10 protein-coding genes are annotated in these 17,381 nt (G+C 62.8%); 7 read left to right on the top strand and 3 right to left on the bottom strand.

Annotated features, from left to right (window positions below):
- Positions 1-80 precede the first annotated feature (80 nt).
- Together GGU46_RS15975 and GGU46_RS15970 are read right to left on the bottom strand one after the other, a co-directional pair.
- Positions 81-917: a CvfB family protein gene (locus GGU46_RS15975; RefSeq protein ID WP_183404569.1), complete on the bottom strand. Its 837-nt coding sequence runs from the start codon at positions 915-917 to the stop codon at positions 81-83.
- 214 nt (positions 918-1,131) lie between these two features.
- Positions 1,132-3,039 (bottom strand): BamA/TamA family outer membrane protein, encoded by a 1,908-nt coding sequence (locus GGU46_RS15970; protein WP_183404568.1) that lies wholly within the window; start codon positions 3,037-3,039, stop codon positions 1,132-1,134.
- A gap of 212 nt (positions 3,040-3,251) precedes the next feature.
- Between GGU46_RS15970 and GGU46_RS15965 the strand changes: the two genes are divergently transcribed.
- From GGU46_RS15965 to rfbD, 5 genes are all read left to right on the top strand, one after another.
- Positions 3,252-4,520: a putative DNA modification/repair radical SAM protein gene (locus tag GGU46_RS15965; RefSeq protein WP_183404567.1), complete on the top strand. Its 1,269-nt coding sequence runs from the start codon at positions 3,252-3,254 to the stop codon at positions 4,518-4,520.
- A 104-nt stretch (positions 4,521-4,624) separates the two neighbouring features.
- Complete coding sequence (locus GGU46_RS15960; protein WP_183404566.1) at positions 4,625-4,810, top strand: hypothetical protein; 186 nt, start codon at positions 4,625-4,627, stop codon at positions 4,808-4,810.
- A 39-nt stretch (positions 4,811-4,849) separates the two neighbouring features.
- Positions 4,850-5,734 (top strand): alpha/beta fold hydrolase, encoded by an 885-nt coding sequence (locus tag GGU46_RS15955; RefSeq protein ID WP_183404565.1) that lies wholly within the window; start codon positions 4,850-4,852, stop codon positions 5,732-5,734.
- A gap of 10 nt (positions 5,735-5,744) precedes the next feature.
- Entirely contained in the window at positions 5,745-6,704 is a 960-nt protein-coding gene (locus GGU46_RS15950) for a TIGR03915 family putative DNA repair protein (protein WP_183404564.1), read from the top strand.
- A gap of 87 nt (positions 6,705-6,791) precedes the next feature.
- Positions 6,792-7,655, top strand: coding sequence for a dTDP-4-dehydrorhamnose reductase (gene rfbD / locus GGU46_RS15945; protein WP_183404563.1), 864 nt, complete (start codon positions 6,792-6,794; stop codon positions 7,653-7,655).
- A 96-nt stretch (positions 7,656-7,751) separates the two neighbouring features.
- On the opposite strand, the gene GGU46_RS15940 is transcribed toward rfbD, so the two are convergent.
- On the bottom strand, positions 7,752-8,837 hold the full coding sequence (locus GGU46_RS15940; RefSeq protein ID WP_183404562.1) for a fatty acid desaturase family protein: 1,086 nt from the start codon (positions 8,835-8,837) through the stop codon (positions 7,752-7,754).
- A 797-nt stretch (positions 8,838-9,634) separates the two neighbouring features.
- On the opposite strand from GGU46_RS15940, the gene GGU46_RS15935 reads away from it, so the two are divergent.
- The gene (locus tag GGU46_RS15935) at positions 9,635-9,835 is read left to right on the top strand and encodes a hypothetical protein (RefSeq protein ID WP_183404561.1); all 201 of its coding nucleotides are present in this window, start codon (positions 9,635-9,637) and stop codon (positions 9,833-9,835) included.
- Between the two features lie 550 nt (positions 9,836-10,385).
- Positions 10,386-17,264 carry an FG-GAP-like repeat-containing protein gene (locus GGU46_RS15930; protein WP_183404560.1) on the top strand — a complete coding sequence of 2,293 codons (6,879 nt, stop codon included), beginning with the start codon at positions 10,386-10,388 and terminating at the stop codon, positions 17,262-17,264.
- Positions 17,265-17,381: the final 117 nt, after the last annotated feature.

Genomic DNA, 17,381 nt, shown 5'->3' with positions numbered 1-17,381 from the left:
GCCCCCGAAAGATAAACCCCCGGCTTCTGCCCACTTTGTGGGTTTGAAGCCAGGGGTGGGGTAGGCAAGGTAACTCCGGACTACTTGCTAGAAACCAGCACCGTTTTTTCGGGTTCCAGTTGCACCATACCTTGTTTGTAGAGAGAGCCCAGGGCTTTCTTGAATACTTTCTTGCTCATGCCCAGGCGGCGGTAAATGTCGTCGGGCTCACTTTTGTCGCCGAGGGGCAGGGTGCCGTTGGGGGCCTGGCGCAGGGCGGCCAGCAGGGTATCGGCGGCGGCCAGGGCCTCGTCGTAGCCGGGGCGCTGCAGGCTCAGGTCGAGCTTGCCATCGGGGCGCACCTGGCGCACGTAGCCCGTGTGCACATCGCCGAGGCGCAGGGGCTTGAACACCTCATTGTGGTAGAGCAGGCCCTGGTGGGTACCATCCACAATGACTTTGTAGCCCAGGTCGGTTTCCTCGGCCACAAACAAGTCGGCGGCGTCGCCGGCCTTGCCCGGGAAGGGGTCGTCGCTCAGAAACCACTCCCACTTGGCCGAGGCCACAATGCGGTCGGTAGTGTCATCGAGGTACACAAACACGGTGGCTCGCTCGCCCGGGCGCAGGGTGCGGCGCAGGTTGCGGTAGGGCAGCAGCAGGTCTTTTTCCAGGCCCCAGTCGAGGAAGGCGCCGGTGGGCGTCACGTCGCGGACGGTGAGGGCCGCGAACTGGCCTACCCGCACGTAGGGCTCCAGGTTGGTGGCAATCAGGCGGTCTTCGGAGTCGCGGTACACGAAAACGCGCACCACGTCGCCCACGCGGGTACCGGCCGGAATGTACTTGCGGGGCAGCAGCAGGTCGCCGTCGTCGGAGGTCAGGTACATGCCGAAATCTACCTCGCGGGCTACTTCCAGGTCGTTAAAGTCACCAAGGTTCATAGAATCACAGATTTGCTCTGATTAGGTCGATTACGCTGATTTTCATAAGCTGACCAAGGACAAAGGTACACACCGGCAAGGCGCCCGCCGCTACCAAGCCGGCCACCATCTATACGGGGCCGGAAAGCTCCCAGATAAGTATGGTCTGCTCAAGGGTTTACTATTCGGTGTTCAAGAACCAGCGTAATCGATGTAATCAGCGCGAATCTGTGCTTTACTGGTAGCGCACCACGCCGGGCTGCCCAAAGCTGAAGTCGCTGAAGTCGTAGTAGGGCCGGGAGTTTTCGAAGATGCGGATGCCGTTGGGTTGCACCATGCCGCGGGGGTAGAAGCCGAACGTAATCTGGAAGGTGCGCAGGGCGGCGTACTCGTTGCGGAAGCGCAGGCCCAGCCCGAACCCGGTGTAGGGAGCTTCCAGGAAAGGCAGCACTTGGCGCTGATTACGGGCGTTCAGCCAGGCCACATCGGCAAAGGCCACGCCCGCCATCCGGAAGCCCAGAAACGATACCGGCGTAAATAGGGTAGCCTCGTAGTTGAGGGTTACGCGGCTGGTGCCCAGCAGCAGGCCCTCCGGCTGGAAGCCGCGCAGCCCATGCTCCCCGTCGATGCTGAGGGGCTGCTCGCCCGGCCGGCGGTTAAGCCCGAGGCTGGTGCGCTGCCAGAGAAAGTGGCGCCACTGGTAGTTGCCCGTGTGGTAGAGGCGCGTAAAGTACAGCAGCTCCCCGCTCACCAGGCCCTGCTGCCAGTCGTTGTCGCGCCCGCGCAGGTAAGAGCCAAACTCGCCGTTGAGGTAAAGGTAGCCGCGCTGGGGGTGGTAGCCGGCATAGGCCAGCCGTACCCCGTAGTAGCGGCGGTTGGCCTGGTTGTTAAACTCGTAGCCGCTCGTCAGGCTGGCCAGAGTGCCCGTCGGGATGTCCTCGGTGCGCCCAAACCCGAACAGGTACTTGTCTTTGTAATAGCGGCGCACGCTGTAGCCCACGGTACCCAGCACCAGGTTGGCATTGAAGTAGTCAGTGGTCGGCTTTTGGGCGTAGCTGGTCCGGATAACCCGCCCCGAAACAATGACCCGGCCGGGGCTCTCGTAGCCCAGGTCGTAGCTTTTCAGGCGCAGCGTCCGGCCCAGCCACATATCCTGCATATTGTAGCGCAGGGGCCGGAAGATGTAGGGGTCTTCCTCGGTGCCACTGCCCTGGGTGGTTACTACCCGGTCAATAAAGTCGTAGCTGATGGCCCCGGCGTAGCGGGTGTTGATGGAGTAAAAGTCGCGGCTGAACGTAACGCCCGTTTCGCGGTTGCGGGTTTCGTTGCGGTGGCGAGCCTGCCCGTACACGAAGTTGCGGAACGGAATCTGGTAGCTGCCAATGTAGCGCCAGCTCTGGGCGCCAGGGCCATTGTCGCGCCGCCCGTACTCGTAGCGGTTCCGCAGTTGGTGGCCCAGCCCCAGAAAGTTCACGTCGCGCAGGCCAATCACTCCCGCCGCCACGTCGCGCAGCTGAAACGAGCCACTGATGCTGAACACATCCTTGGTAATTACCTGAATATCTACGCTGTCGGGAGTGCTGGTGCGCTCATTCACGAACACGCGGGCATCCAGAATCTCGGAGGTCTGGCGCAGCAAACGCTCCGATTCCGCCAGGTCCTGCGGCTCCAGCTCCTCGCCCTCCCGGAACAGCAGTACCTGCCGCACCCGCAGCTTGTTGGTTTTGATGTGGAAGAAGTTGCCGGTTTTCTCCAGAATGTTGCGGGGTTCGCGCAAAGAGTCGGATATGCTGTAGCCAAAGGCGTCGAGCGAGCGAATATCAATGCGCCGAATGACCTTGTAGTTGTGCCGGTCGAACTGGCGGTCGAGCAGCTTGGCGTCGAGGCCGGCCTGGTCTTCGCGTCGCTCCGTGAAGTTGAACAGGGCCGAGGCGGCTTTGCCGGCTATGGTTTTGCGCTTGGTGTAGGCCTTCAGGCTGTTGAGCATGCGCTCCTGATCGAAGCGGCGGCGCAGCGAGTCGGGGCGGGCCCCCGGCAGCTTGGTGGTATCGGGGTGGGGTAGGGCCGGGGTTTGGGCCAGCACGGGGGTAGCAGCCACGGCCACCCCGAGCAGTAGTCCCCAAACCCAAACCAGATACTTCATAAAAACAGCAGGCCAGTCTTCGCAAGATACAGCCCAAACGCGTTTAGCGCCGGGTTTTATTGCGGTTGCCGGGCCAAAAAGCCCGCCAAATCTAGGGGCAATACCCGCGGGTAGGAAAGTTGAGGTTGAAGGAACATTTCCAACGAAATTAGCCTTAAAGATGATGCGTATGTGCGCGCAAGCTTCTATTTTTAAGCCAACAAACCGGCACGATGAACGACCAGCGTATTCAGGAAAAGCTAAGTATTTTGGCAGATGCCGCGAAGTACGATGCCTCATGTTCCAGCAGCGGCGGCAAGCGCAAGAACGAGGACAAAGGCCTGGGCAATGCGGAGGGCATGGGCATTTGCCACAGCTACACCGAAGATGGCCGCTGCGTGAGCCTGCTTAAGATTCTGCTGACTAACCACTGCATCTTCGACTGCGCCTACTGCGTGTCGCGGAAAAGCAACGACGTGAAGCGCGCCGCCTTTACGGTGGATGAGGTAGTGGACCTGACCATGAACTTCTACCGGCGCAATTACATCGAAGGCCTGTTCCTGAGCTCCGGCATTTTCTCCTCGCCCGACTACACCATGGAGCGCCTGGTGCGCATCATCAAAAAGCTGCGCACGGAGCACCGGTTCAACGGCTACATCCACGTAAAGGCCATTCCGGGCGCCTCAGAGGAGCTGATTCAGGAGGCGGGCCTCTACGCCGACCGCCTGAGCGTGAACATCGAGCTACCCTCCGAAATGAGCCTGACCGCCCTGGCGCCGGAGAAAAACTACCAGGAAATTCTGACCCCGATGGCCCAGATCCGGGACGGGATTCAGTTGAATAAGGATGAGAAGGCCCTGTTTAAGAAAGTGCCGCAGTTTGCCAGCGCCGGCCAAAGCACCCAGCTCATTGTGGGCGCCTCGGCGGAAAACGACCTGCAAATCATCAACCTCACCGACTCGCTCTATAAGGGTTACGGCCTCAAGCGCGTGTACTACTCCGGCTACATCCCCGTAACCGACGACGCCCGCCTGCCCCAGGTAACGCAGCCGCCCCTGATTCGGGAGCACCGCTTGTATCAGACTGACTGGCTCATGCGCTTCTACGGCTTCCAGGCCGATGAAATTCTGGACCCCGCCCACCCCTTCCTCGATCTGGAAATTGACCCCAAGCTGGCCTGGGCCCTGCGCAACCGTCACGTATTCCCGGTGGATGTGAATACCGCTGATTACGAGATGATTCTGCGGATTCCGGGGGTAGGAGCGCGCTCGGCCAAGCGCATTGTGGCGGCCCGCCGGTTTTCGCCCATTACCCTCGACCACCTGCACAAGTTTGGGGTGGTGCTGAAGCGGGCTAAGTTCTTCCTGACCTGCCGCGGCCAGGCCCTGGAGAAGCGCGACTACGACGAGCAGACCATTCGGCGCCAGATTCTGTTTGGCGCGGGCTCGGTGCGCTCGGCGCTGGTAACCCAGCAGCTCGATTTGTTTGCCCAGGCCTCGTAAGCTTTCGTTTTCTGGCGGTTGATTTTTAGTGTGTTGGCAGGAGCGAAAAACAACTTTTCTTACCCGAACTACCCGAAAAGAAACCATCAGTGACCCAAGCTGCTATGACCATCTCCCATCGCGCCGCCGACGCGTCGGCCGCTACTGCGGAAGCCAGTAAGCCTACGAAAGTGGCCCGCATGGCCTGCTGCTGCAAGCTGTCGGAGCTGCTGCCCATGGTGCAGCAGTTGCACCACGAGGCGGCCCGCGCCAATGCGGCCCACAAAGCGCAGCGCCCGGAGGCCGCCTAGCACCGGTAACCTTGCCGGGCTGCCGGGGGTAGGAAGCCTATGGCTTTCGACCTTGAACATCATTCTGTTGTCACCAACGGCATCCGGCTGCAGGTGGTGCAGTGCGGCCCGGCCGCCGGGCCCCTGGTGATACTGCTGCACGGTTTTCCGGAGTTTTGGTACGGCTGGCGCCACCAGATACAGGCGCTGGCCGCCGCCGGCTACCGCGTGTGGGCGCCCGACCAGCGCGGCTACAACCTCAGCGACAAGCCGCCCCGCGTAGCCGACTACCGCATGGAGCAGCTGGGGGCCGACATACTGGGGTTGCTGGATGCGGCGGGGGTAGGCAAAGCCACCTTGGTTGGGCACGACTGGGGCGCGGCCGTAACGTGGTGGCTGGCGGCCCACCATCCGGCCCGCTTGCACGGAGTTGCCATCCTGAATGTGCCGCACCCAGCCGTACTGGGCCGGGCCCTGCGGCGGGCGCCGCGGCAGCTGCTCAGGAGCTGGTACATTTTCTTTTTCCAGCTGCCCTGGCTGCCCGAAAAGCTGTTCTGGCGGCGGCAGTTTCGGTTTGGGCGCGGGGCCTTGCGCGGCACCAGTCGGCCCGGTACGTTCACCACCGACGATTTGCACCGCTACACCGAAGCCTGGGCCCAGCCCGGCGCCCCCACCGCCATGCTTAACTGGTACCGGGCCGCGTTCCGGCAGCCGAGTGGGGTAGGCGAGGCCGGCCGCATACAGGTTCCGGTGCGCATGCTCTGGGGCCGGCACGACAGCTTTCTGGAGCCCGTACTGGCGCAATTAAGCATTGACCTCTGCGACCAAGGCGAGCTGACGTATTTCAACCAGGCTACCCATTGGCTGCACCAGGAAGAGCCCGAAAAAGTAAACCGACTACTGCTGGAGTTTCTGCGGGCTGTTTCGCCGCCCGTTGCTCCCTGATTTCCTACCCATGAGCCGTTCCTTAACCCCGCTTACATCCGGAAAAAGAGCCGTAGCCAGCCAGGCGACCGGCCCGGTGGCCGCGCGCCCTACGGTGGTGCAGCTCACCAACCCGCCGCTTGATTACGCCTACGATGGGTCGTTTGAGGGGCTGCTGACGGTGCTGTTTGCCATTTATGAGCGCAAGTCGGCCCCGAATAGCATTCAGCCCCTGGGCGCGGTGCAGGGTGGCTTGTTTGCCCAACCCGTGCAGATTGACACCCACGAGGCCACCGCGGCCCGCGTGTGGGAGGGCCTGCTTCGGCACATGAATGAGGAAGCCCGCACCCGCCTGTTCCACACCTTTCTGAGCGAGCAGCCCGACCGGGAACTGCTGATTTTCCGCTACGCCGACCTGGCCATGCGTGCCGGCCGTGACATCTCCGACAACTACGCCGACGAAAATGTGCGCCGCGTGGCTGGCATTGCCCAGCAGATGTACCGCGAAAAGCACCGCATGGAGGCCTTCGTGCGCTTCGAGAAAACCTCCGACGGGCTGTTTCACGCCACCATTGACCCCGATTTCGATGTGCTGCCGCTGATTGCCCCTCACTTCACGAAGCGCTACGCCGACCAGCGCTGGCTGATCTTCGACCGGCGGCGCCGCTACGGCCTCTACTACGATCTGCACCGCACCGACGTGGTGCAGTTTGAAACCAACGCCCCCCAGCGCACCACCGATATTTCCGCTACCGTGCTCGACGAGCGGGAGCCCCTGTTCAAGCTGCTCTGGCAGTCCTACTTCGACCATGTGAACATCCCGGAGCGCAAAAACCTGAAGCTGCACCGCCGCCACATGCCCCTGCGCTACTGGCGCTACCTCAGCGAAAAGCAGCCCCGGGAGCAGCGCTTCGAGCCCATCAAGAACAAGCGGCCGGTGCAGCCCGGTGGCCCCGCGCTGGAAGCGGGCCCCGATGCGCTGCCGGAGTAAAAAAGGGTAATTTGCGCCCGTTCTGGGTTTTCGGCATCTTGCCCTGACCCAGAACCACCAGCGGATTCCTTTCTCTCTTCGTTCGTTATGAGCACAACTACTACCCTCGTCTTCGGAGCCTCCGGGCAACTGGGACAATGCCTGCAGCACGTTGCCCAGGAGCGTACCCTCACCAGCCTGGTGTTTCTGCCCGAGGAGCAGGCCAACATCCTGAATGCGGAGGCGCTGCAGGCCGTTTTTCAGCAATACCAGCCGGCTTACGTGATTAACTGCGCCGCCTACACGGCCGTGGACAAGGCCGAAGACGAGGTGGAAATTGCCCGCAAAGTAAACCGCGACGGCGCCGAAAACCTGGCCCGGCTATGCGGAAAGCACAACGCCACGCTCATCCATATTTCCACCGACTTTGTGTTTGCCGGCACCGGTAATACCCCGCTGCTGGAAACCGACGAAGCCGCGCCCATCAGCGTGTACGGCCTCACCAAGCTGGAAGGCGAGCAGGTAATTCCGGCCCTTACCAGCCAGTATTTCATTCTGCGCACCAGCTGGTTGTACTCGGAGTACGCGGGCAACTTCGTGAAGACCATGCTGAAGTTTGGCCGGGAGCGGGAGGAAATGAAGGTGATTTGGGACCAGGTGGGCACCCCAACCTACGCCATCGACCTGGCCGGCTGCATCCTCACAATCATCGAGCAGCAGAACCAGCAGTACGGCATCTACCACTACAGCAACGAGGGCCTGACTTCCTGGTACGATTTCGCGGTGGCCATCTTCGAGCTCAGCGGCTTGCCCACCCGTACCCTACCCATCCGCACCGCCGAATACCCCACCAAAGCCACCCGGCCCGCTTTTTCGGTCATGGACAAGTCGAAGGCCAAGGCGCAGCTGGGCGTGGCCATTCCGCACTGGCGCGAAAGTCTGAAAGTTTGCCTGAGCCGACTGGAGGCATAGATATTCCTACCCCCTCTTTCATAGCAAAGCCCCGGCAGTCTTGTCGGGGCTTTGCTATGAAAGAGGGGGTAGGGTTTCGCCGCGAGAGGCACGCAATTACGCGGCCTCTCGGCCTAGCTGGTGAAGCATGCGGTAGTGGGAGCGAAGCGCGGCCAGAAACGACGGGTTTTCGAGGTAAGGCAGCTCAAACTCCTGCGCCGTTTGCCGGATGATGCCCGCCAAGGCCGGGTAATGGATATGGCAGACGCGCGGAAACAAGTGATGCTCGATCTGCCGGTTCAGGCCGCCGCACAGGAAGCTGGCCACGGCGCTACGCGGAGCAAAGTTAGCCGTGGTGCGCAACTGGTGCACCGCCCAGGCTTCCTGCATGTCGCCGGTTTCGTCGGGGGTAGGAAACTCCGTGCCCTCTACTACGTGGGCCAACTGGAAAACCAGGCCCAGCACCAAGCCCTCTACCAGGTGCAGGCTCAGGAAGCCAATCAGGAACTGCCACCACGTAATAGGCAGTACTACCAGCGGCGCCACAATAAACAGGGCGTAGTACAAGGCCTTGTAGGCGAAGAGGTTGATGTACTCTTTGCGCGGGTGATTGAGGGTAGGATGCTGTCCGATCTTCGACTTGAAAAACTTGATATAATCCTTGCGCACTACCCACGACAGTGAGGCCAGGCCGTAGAGCGGAAAGGCGTACAGGTGCTGGAAGCGCTGCCAGGGCCGCACCGGCTCCTCTTCCGACAACCGAATCAGGCCGGGCGCTACCTCGATGTCTTCATCGTGGCCCGGAATGTTGGTGTAGGTGTGGTGCACGATGTTGTGCGTGATGGTCCAGACGTAGGGGTTGGCCCCAATCAGGTTGAAGAGCAGGCTAAAGGCCTTATTCACGCGCTTATTTGCCGAAAAGGCGCCGTGCAGGGCATCGTGGCAGATGTTAAAGCCGATGAAAGCGCAGCAGGCGCCCAGCAAACCCGCCAGTCCCAGCATAACCCAGGGCCCGAACTGCCCCGACAGGATCAGCGTGTACAGCCCCACGAAGCTCGTCAGGAAGAAAATAGTTTTAACCCACATAGCCCCATTGGCGTGGCGGGAGAGCTGCCGGCTCTGGAAATACACGTCAACCCGCTCACGCACCGTGGCGAAGAAGGCAGAGCGGTTGGCATTGGTAAACTTGAGGGGTTTGGTCATTGGAAGCAGTACTGCGCAAAAGCAATACAAACTGCCTTGGCCGGAAAAGAAAACTGAATGTATGGGTTCTAACCCGGATACTGCCGAGAAAGCTCCGGTTGTGCCTGCTTTCTAAGAATTGTCCAGATTGACTGACGCTCTTTCCTGCACGCAGCAGCCTTGCTTCAGGACACCAACGGCTATTTTCAGCATTGCCAATGCTACGGGTCCGGCACTGCATATACCATAAAAGCCCCGGCACTATGCCGGGGCTTTCGGGCCAGGGAAGGGGTAGGCTGGGCTTAGCGGCGGTAGCCATAGTCGCGGCCGTGGCCGTGGTTGTCGTGGCGGTAGGTCGCTTCCCGGCGGGCCCGCTCAACTTCGGCTTTGCGGTCGTACCTGATGGCTTCCTTGCGGGCCTTGTACGGGTCAGGGGCGGCAGCCGGAGCGGCGAAGGAAGAAGAGCTGGCCAGCAGGCCCAGGGCGGCAACGAGGGAGAAGATGGTGGCTTTTATGGCGAAAGAAAAATACTGTAAGTGAAAGAGTTAGGGAGTAGCGCCGGGTGTCTGTAGGGTACTTTGCAAGCCCTGTGCCCCGGCAAAGCGTTGATACGGTCACGCCTGGGTAGCCTCTTTCAATGCCCCGGTAGTATCGGCCTGCCCCGCTATTTTCTCTACCAACAGGCGGCCCGGTACGGACGCGGCGGGGAGCAGAGTTGCCCGCCGTGCCCAGGGCGAAACCGTTGTCACAAAAGCCCCTGAATTTTCCTCGACACCAGGCTTTTAATTCAGCATCTTGCTGCTCTAGAAGGCCTGCTCATGAAGAATGATCCGAAATATGGCCCGGCTGCGCAAACGCCTCAGCAGCGCGCCTATGTACTGGCCCAGATGCAGGCCGTGCGGCCCGATTTGTACAAGAAGGCCACCGGCCACATTGCGCAGCTCTACCGCCGCTACATTGACGGAGAGCTTAGCTGGGAAGATGTGTGCGCCCTGCGGGAGGCTCCTTCCCAACCCTAGCGAGGAAATGCCGCCAGGCGGCTTGCACCCGGGCTTCGTGCGGTGCAGCCCACGGGCAGGTTCCGCGCGGCAAGCAAGCAGGGGAGGGGCGCCGCTGCTTACCAGTATTTTTTGCCCCACCCCTGTCCGCCCGCTAGGCCGCCGGATGCGCATCAGCCGGCTATTCAGGCAACCAGGCTCATGCGGCCCTGGCGGCCCCAGGCGGACCGGAAGTCAGACTGCCTACCTCGTGCACGAAGCCGCCAAACTGGCTTCCTGTAGCAATAACGCGTGGGTTTCTGCCAGGGCAGAGTTCAGACACTGCCAAATGCTGCGGTGCGGGCCGTACATAGTGGCCAAGTGCAATTAAAACTCGACGGTCAAATTTCATTTGTTTCCCAGTAGGGAAGGCAGATACCCCATTTAGCGGCTTATATTTAGGAAATAATCTTGATTTATTCAAGTTATAGTACAATTAATTGTCTTGAATTTGCAAAATTTTACTTCCCCCTCTGCTTTTCCGTTTTTTCTGGCTTGCTTTCTTTCCCGTCCGCTCTCCGGCTTAACTGCCATGGGCGTTGGCCTGGCCTGTGGGGCCCTGCTGGCACCCACCAGCAGCCGCGCCCAAGCGCCCGTAGTAACCGGCACCGAGCCGGCCCGCCACACGGCAGTGCTGGGCATCCAGACCGGAATAAAGCTGCAGTTTTCGCAACCCATTACGGCAGCTTCTGCCAACAACCTGCGCGTATTTGGTGCCCAGCGGCAGGGTAGGCGGGCCGGCACCGTGGCGGGCGGCGGCACGGCTGCCCTCACGTTCAGCCCCAGCCAACCCTTTGCACCCGGTGAGCAAGTACGGGTTTCGGTGCCTGCTTCCCTGCAAAGTGCTACCGGCAGCGGGGCCATTAAACAGGTGCTGGAGTTTACGGCCGCCGCGGGCGGTACGGGCCAGGGCACCTTCACGGGGGGCTCCGAGGTAGTGGTGGGCACCTGGCCTACTGGTATTGCGGCGGGCGACGTGGACGGCGACGGGGACCTGGATTTTGTGACAGTACACGACTACCTGTTCCGGGCGGCTGTGGGCTTCAACAACGGCAACGGTACCTATACGCTGGCGCCGTATAACACCATTGTGGGCGGGCACCCCACCAGCGTGGCCCTGGGCGACGTGGACGGCGACGGGGACCTGGATATGCTGGTTACCGACGCCCAGGACGCTGGACAGGGCGGGGGGGCGGGCAGCGTGAGCATTTGCCCCAACAATGGCAAAGGAGAGTTTCTGGGCACTGTATTCGGGGCCCAGAGCCGGGTGGTTGGCGTGCGCCCCTCCAGCGTGGCCCTGGGCGACGTGGATGCCGATGGCGACCTGGACTTTGTGGCCGCCAACGCGGGTAGCAATTCCGTCAGCGTCCGGCTCAACAATGGCGCGGGCACGTTTTCGGGCACCGGCACGGTCGCCGTGGGCGCTTTTCCTGAGAAAGTAGTGCTGGGCGATGTGGACAACGACGGCGACCTGGACCTGCTCACGGCCAACGCCACCGATAATACCGTGAGTGTGCGGCTGAACGCGGGCAATGGCACCTTCAGCGGCACCACTACAGTCAGCGTAGGCACTAGCCCGGAGGACGTGGTGCTGGCCGACCTGGACGGCAACGGCAGCCTGGATTTCGCTACCATTAACGACGAGGATTCTTCGGTGAGCGTGCGCCTGAACACGGGGGCGGGCACCTTTACGGGTACCCTGGCGCTGCCGCTGCCGGAGCCCGGCTCGGCCCTGGTGCTGGGCGATATTGATGCCGATGGCGACGCCGACTTAGTGGCCGCCGGTAGAAAAAACGCGACTGTATTTCTGAACAATGGCAGCGCCACGTTTACAGCCGTAGTGCCGGTAGCCCTGGGGCTCAATCCATCGGGCTTAGCCCTGGCCGATGTGGATGCCGACGGGGACCTGGACCTGCTGGCCAGCAATGAAAACGAGAGCACCGTAAGCGTCCGGCTGAACGGCGTGTCGCGCCCGCCCGCCATTACCAGCTTCACCCCCTCCGGCGGCCGGGTGGGCACTACGGTGGTCCTGACGGGCACCGGGTTCTGGGCCGCTACCCAGGTGCGCTTCAACGGTATTCCGGCTCCTGATTTTACCGTTGATTCGGATTCGCGCCTGACGGTAACCGTACCGGCCGGCACCACCTCGGGCCCCCTGACGGTTACTACCCCCCTGGGCACCACTACCTCGGCCGCCAGCTATATAGTACAAGTGCCACCCGTGGTAACTGCCGTAGCGCCCGCCCGCAACACCGTAGCCGCCGACCGCAGCACAACAGCGCAGATTACCTTTTCGGAGCCCATGACGGCGGCCTCAGCCGATAATGTGCGCGTGTTTGGCTCCCTGCTACGGGGTAGGCAGGCGGGCACCATTACGGGCGGCGGTAGTGCTACCCTCACCTTCAGCCCGGCCCAAGGGTATGCGCCCGGCGAGGTAATAAGCGTGTCGGTGCCGGCGACGGTGGAAGGGCCAAGCGGGGGCGTAACGCCCCACGTCTTTCAGTTTCGGACGGCCGTTACGGGCGTGTCGGGGCAGGCTAATTTCACGGGTACGCAAAACGTAGGGGTAGGCGCGGAATGCTGGGGCGTGACGGTAGGCGACGTGGATAACGACGGCGACCTGGATATGATAGCCACCACCAAAAACAGCAACTCGGCCATCGTGCTGCGCCTCAACGATGGTAGCGGCAACTTTCCCGTAAGCCGGGAGATTCCCACGGACTTTCATTCCCAGCAGGCCCTGCTCAGCGACCTGGACGCCGATGGGGACCTGGATTTGCTGGTCAGCAGCAGCAGCACGGGCAAAATCAGCCTGCGCCTCAACGACGGGCGCGGCAACTTCTCGGGCACTAACGCGCTGACCGGGGGCGAGTTCCTGGCCGTGGGAGATATTGACGCGGACGGCGACCAGGACATTCTGAGCGCCGACAGCGGGCCGGGCCCGAACGTGTTCTTCAACAACGGCAACGCTACCTTCACCACCGGCTCCTACGCGGGCCTGGACGACGCCGTGGGTCTGGCCCTGGCCGACGTGGACAACGACGGCGACCTGGACGTAGTAACCACCCACGGCCTCACCAGCAAATTCGCTAAAATCGGGCTGAACGATGGCCGGGGCAGCTTCACGCCGGGCCCGGCCGTAGCCGTGGGCGCCGCCGCTACGGCCCTGGCCCTGGCTGACCTCGACGGCGACCAGGACGTGGACCTGGTAACCGTACACCGGACCACTGGCCGCCTGCATGTGCAGTACAACGACGGCCGCGGGCAGTTCGGGAACCTGCAGGCCGTGCCGGTGGGCCCGGAGCCTACGGCCCTGGAGCTGGCCGACGTGGATGCCGACGGGGACCTGGACCTGGTGGTTCCGAACTACCAGCAGCAGCTCACCCGCCCCAATACCATCAGCGTCCGCCTCAACGACGGCCACGGCGGTTTTGCTCCCGCGCCCAGCGCCGTGGTAACGCCCAACGACGCCGCCTACCAGATTGCCCTCGGCGACCTGGACAACGACGGGGACCTGGACCTGCTCACGGCCAACGCCTACGGCAACAGCGTGAGTGTGCGCTTCAACCAGCCTACCCCTGCACCCGTGATTAGTCAGGTTAGCCCGGCCCGGGGCCCCGTCGGTAGCCTGGTGCTGCTGACGGGCCGCCACCTGGTGGGCGTCCGGGAGGTACGCTTCAACGGGCAGGCAGCGTCTGACTACATCATTAACTCGGCCACGCAACTAACCGTGCGGGTTCCGGCGGCTGCTACCACCGGCCCCATCACCGTGGTGTCGCCGGCTGGCACGGGGGCTTCCGAGCAGGCTTTCACAATTACGCAGCCCGTAGCAGTTACCAGTCTGAGCCCGGCCCGCAACAGCCATATAGCCCCCGTGGCCGGCCCGGTGGCTCTCACCTTCGCGCAGCCCATGCAAACGGCCACCGACCTGCGGGTTTTTGGCAACCAGCGCCAGGGCTTGCGGAGCGGAAGCCTGACCGGGGCCGGCACACCTGCGGTGTCCTTCGCGCCCAGCCAGCCCTTTGCCCCCGGCGAAGAGGTAACGGTGGTAGTGCCCAATACGCTGCAGGGAGCTGCCGGAAGCGCGGTGCAGCAGGTGTATCAGTTTCGGGCGGCTACCAGCGGCCCGGGCACCGGCAATTTTGTGGCGGCGCCTCCGGTAGAAGTAGGCCAGCTGCCCCTGGGCGTAGCCCTGGGCGACGTGGACAATGACGGGGACCTGGACCTGGTGAGCAGCAACGCCCGCAGCGAAACCATCAGCATCCGGCGCAACAATGGCCAGGGCTCCTTTAGCGGCACCCAGGAAATAATCATGCCCACCGGTCCGGGACAGATAAAGCTGGCCGATGTGGACAACGACCAGGACCTGGATATTATAATTCCCATTTGCCACTGCAGCTGGGGCGGTACCACGGGCGAGGTGGCGATTCAGCTCAACGACGGCACTGGGAACTTCACGGCGGCCCCGTCTATTCCGGTGCCCGGCCGCCTCTACTCGGTAAATACCGGCGACGTGGACAACGACGGCGACCTGGACCTGGTGCTGGCCAACTACAGCCGCGACAGTGTGTACGTGCGCCTCAACGACGGGCAGGCCCGCTTCTCGGGCAAACACGCCGTAGCGGTGGGCACTCAGCCTAAAACCCTGGTGCTGGGCGACGTGGACAACGACGGCGACCTGGACCTGGTGGTAGCCAACGTTTCTGATTCCTACACCGACCGACCCAACATCGTGAGCGTGCGCCTCAACAACGGGCTGGGCTTTTTCTCGGGCACGCAGAACGTGCCGGTGAGCGGCCGGCCCCAGAGCGTAACCCTCGGCGACGTGGACAACGACGGCGACCTGGACCTGGTAGCCTCTACCGAAGATTACCCCAACAAAGGCGTGTCTATTGGCCTCAACAACGGGCAGGGCGTGTTCAGCGCCAGCCAAACCGTAGCGGTGGGCCGCCAGCCGGAGGCCGTGCTCCTGGGTGATATAGACGCCGATGGCGACCTGGACCTGCTGACCAGCAACGTAACCAGCAAAACCACCAGCGTACGGCTCAACGATGGGCACGGCAACTTCGCGGCGGTGCAGGAAGTTCCTGTCGGCTCAGCCCCCTGGGAAATGGCCCTCGGTGATATTGACGCGGATGGGGACCTGGACCTGGTTTCCGTGGATGATCAGCTGAACAGCGGGTTCGTAAGAGTATTTCTGAACTCGCTGCCGGCTCCGGTTATCAGCAGCTTTACGCCCACTACCGGCGAGGCTGGCACGGTAGTAACCCTTACCGGGCGCTTCTTTACCGGAACCAGCCAGGTAACCTTTAACGGGGTACCGGCCAGCTTTACGGTGGTATCGGCTACTCAGCTAACGGCTACCGTGCCGGCTACGGCCACCTCGGGCGTTATCAAGGTGACTACCCCTTACGGCGTGGCCGTGAGTGCCGCGCCGTTCGTGCTGCCCGCCCCGGCCATTGCCTCGTTTACCCCAACGGCCGGCGGCCCGGGCCTGGTGGTTACCCTGCGGGGTAGCTATTTCACCGGCGCCACCGGCGTCAGCTTCGGGACGGTAGCGGCGGCCTCGTTCACGGTGGTGTCGGCTACGGAGGCCACGGCGGTAGTACCCGAAGGCGCCGCCACGGCTCCCATCCGCCTGACCTCGCCCAGCGGGACGGGCACCAGCGTCAGCCCGTTTACGGTACTGGCGGCGCCGGTAGCTACTACCTGGGTCCCCGGCCCGAACGCCTCGCACGTACCGGCCACCAGCCCCATTGAGGTGTCGTTTTCGCGGGCTATTTCGGCGGCTTCGGCCGGCAGCCTGCGCGTGTTCGGCAACCAGCGCCAAGGGCAGCGCACGGGCACGCTCACCGGCGGCGGCACGGCGGCGCTGCGCTTCGTGCCGGCCCAGCCCTTCGCCCCCGGCGAGCAAATCAGCGTGAGCCTGCCGCCCACTTTATTGGGCACAGAAGGGGGCCGGACGGTGAAGCGGGTGTTTCAGTTTCGGGCGGCTACCAGCGGCCCGGGCCGCGGCACCTTCGCCGGCCCCTCTGACCTGGCACACAAGCTGTTGGTCAACGCCCTGCGCCTGGGCGACATGGACGGCGACGGGGACCTGGATATAGTAACGAACAGCGGCTACAACCAACTGAGCGTTGCGCTCAACCAGGGCAATGGTAGGTTTGCTACCCCTGTCTACACCTCTAACCCGGTAGTAAGCGGCAGCCCGGTTCTGCAGCTCGGCGACTTCGACGGAGACGGGGACCTGGACGTAGCTACGTACTACAACTTTGGTACAGTGGCCATCCGGCTGAATGATGGCCGCGGCAACCTGAGCGGCGCCCAGAACGTGCCCGCCCCCGACTTTGGGGGCGGAGCCTACCGGGAAATTCCCCTGGAGGTTGGCGACGTTGACGCCGACGGCGACCTGGACCTCATCACCGGCTCTCCCAACCGGGGCAGCATCACGGCGTTGCTCAACGATGGCAAGGGCGTATTTAGCCCGGGCCCGCAGCAGCTCCTGACCGTGTACTTCACCATTTTCCGCTTGGGCGATGTGGACAACGATGGGGACCTGGACCTGGTGGCCATCCGGGAATCCGACGCCGACCCCGGCCGAAGGGTACTGAGCATTCTACTCAATGATGGCAACGGTCAGTTTACGGCGGCTGCCAACCTACCCCTGCCCACCGTACCCACCGGCCTGAAGCTGGCCGATATGGACCGGGACGGTACTCTCGACGCCGTGATTACCGACTTCGAGGACCTGCCCGGCGCCGACCATTGGGGCCTGACGGTGCTGCGCAACACGGGCGCGGCCCGGTTCACCGTGGGCCCCCGGCGGGCTCTGCCCGCCCCCAGCGCCGTGGCCGACGTGCTGGAGTTGGGCGACGTGGATGCGGACGGTGACATAGATGCCTTCACCTCGGGCCACGACTACCGCAACCCGGCGCAGTTTATCCGCCTGTTCCTCAACGATGGGCGCGGTGCTCTCAGTGCGGTTACGTCGTTGCCCACCACTGGCACGCCCGTCACCCTGCAGCTCGGCGACCTGGACGGGGACGGCGACCTGGACCTGGCTACGGACAACTTTTCGGACGGTAACTACGGCCTGGCCGTTCGTCTGAACAATCCTGGTGCGCCCCTGGCGGCCACCCCGGGCAGCCCGCTGCTGGCCGCCGTGGCGCTGTACCCTAACCCGGCGCACCAGCAGTTTACGCTTCAGCTGCCGGCAGGCCTGCTGCTGCGCCCGGGTACGCTTAGCCTGGTGAATAGCCTGGGCCAGGTGATGCATGCGCAGGCCCTGGCCGCCGCCCCGGCTGGCAGCCGTACCACTGTTCGCATCCCCGGCCTAGCGGCCGGGCTATACTTGGTTCGGCTGAGCGCGGAGGGTAGCCCGCAGGTCGTTGGGCATCTGATGATAGAGTGAGAAATACCCCGACCTACGTCGCCTAGGCCGATGAGCCGCCTTCACGGAGCCACAACCGAGCAGCATACCATGCTAGCCTGGTTGTGGCTCCGGGCCGTTGGGAGCAGCACCCTTGTG

Origin of the sequence: Hymenobacter latericoloratus, assembly GCF_014199535.1 — a bacterium.
Classification (GTDB): Bacteria; Bacteroidota; Bacteroidia; order Cytophagales; family Hymenobacteraceae; genus Hymenobacter; species Hymenobacter latericoloratus.
Note: the sequence above shows the minus strand (reverse complement) of the source record. Positions and strands in the feature narration are given on the sequence as shown.

Excerpts from the sequence above, each read along its gene's own strand:
- GGU46_RS15950 (WP_183404564.1), top strand. The coding sequence starts at position 5,745 with ATGAGCCGTTCCTTAACCCCGCTTACATCCGGAAAAAGAGCCGTAGCC.
- rfbD (WP_183404563.1), top strand. The coding sequence starts at position 6,792 with ATGAGCACAACTACTACCCTCGTCTTCGGAGCCTCCGGGCAACTGGGA.
- GGU46_RS15975 (WP_183404569.1), bottom strand. The coding sequence starts at position 917 with ATGAACCTTGGTGACTTTAACGACCTGGAAGTAGCCCGCGAGGTAGAT.
- GGU46_RS15965 (WP_183404567.1), top strand. The coding sequence starts at position 3,252 with ATGAACGACCAGCGTATTCAGGAAAAGCTAAGTATTTTGGCAGATGCC.
- GGU46_RS15960 (WP_183404566.1), top strand. The coding sequence starts at position 4,625 with ATGACCATCTCCCATCGCGCCGCCGACGCGTCGGCCGCTACTGCGGAA.
- GGU46_RS15935 (WP_183404561.1), top strand. The coding sequence starts at position 9,635 with ATGAAGAATGATCCGAAATATGGCCCGGCTGCGCAAACGCCTCAGCAG.
- GGU46_RS15930 (WP_183404560.1), top strand. The coding sequence starts at position 10,386 with ATGGGCGTTGGCCTGGCCTGTGGGGCCCTGCTGGCACCCACCAGCAGC.
- GGU46_RS15970 (WP_183404568.1), bottom strand. The coding sequence starts at position 3,039 with ATGAAGTATCTGGTTTGGGTTTGGGGACTACTGCTCGGGGTGGCCGTG.
- GGU46_RS15955 (WP_183404565.1), top strand. The coding sequence starts at position 4,850 with ATGGCTTTCGACCTTGAACATCATTCTGTTGTCACCAACGGCATCCGG.
- GGU46_RS15940 (WP_183404562.1), bottom strand. The coding sequence starts at position 8,837 with ATGACCAAACCCCTCAAGTTTACCAATGCCAACCGCTCTGCCTTCTTC.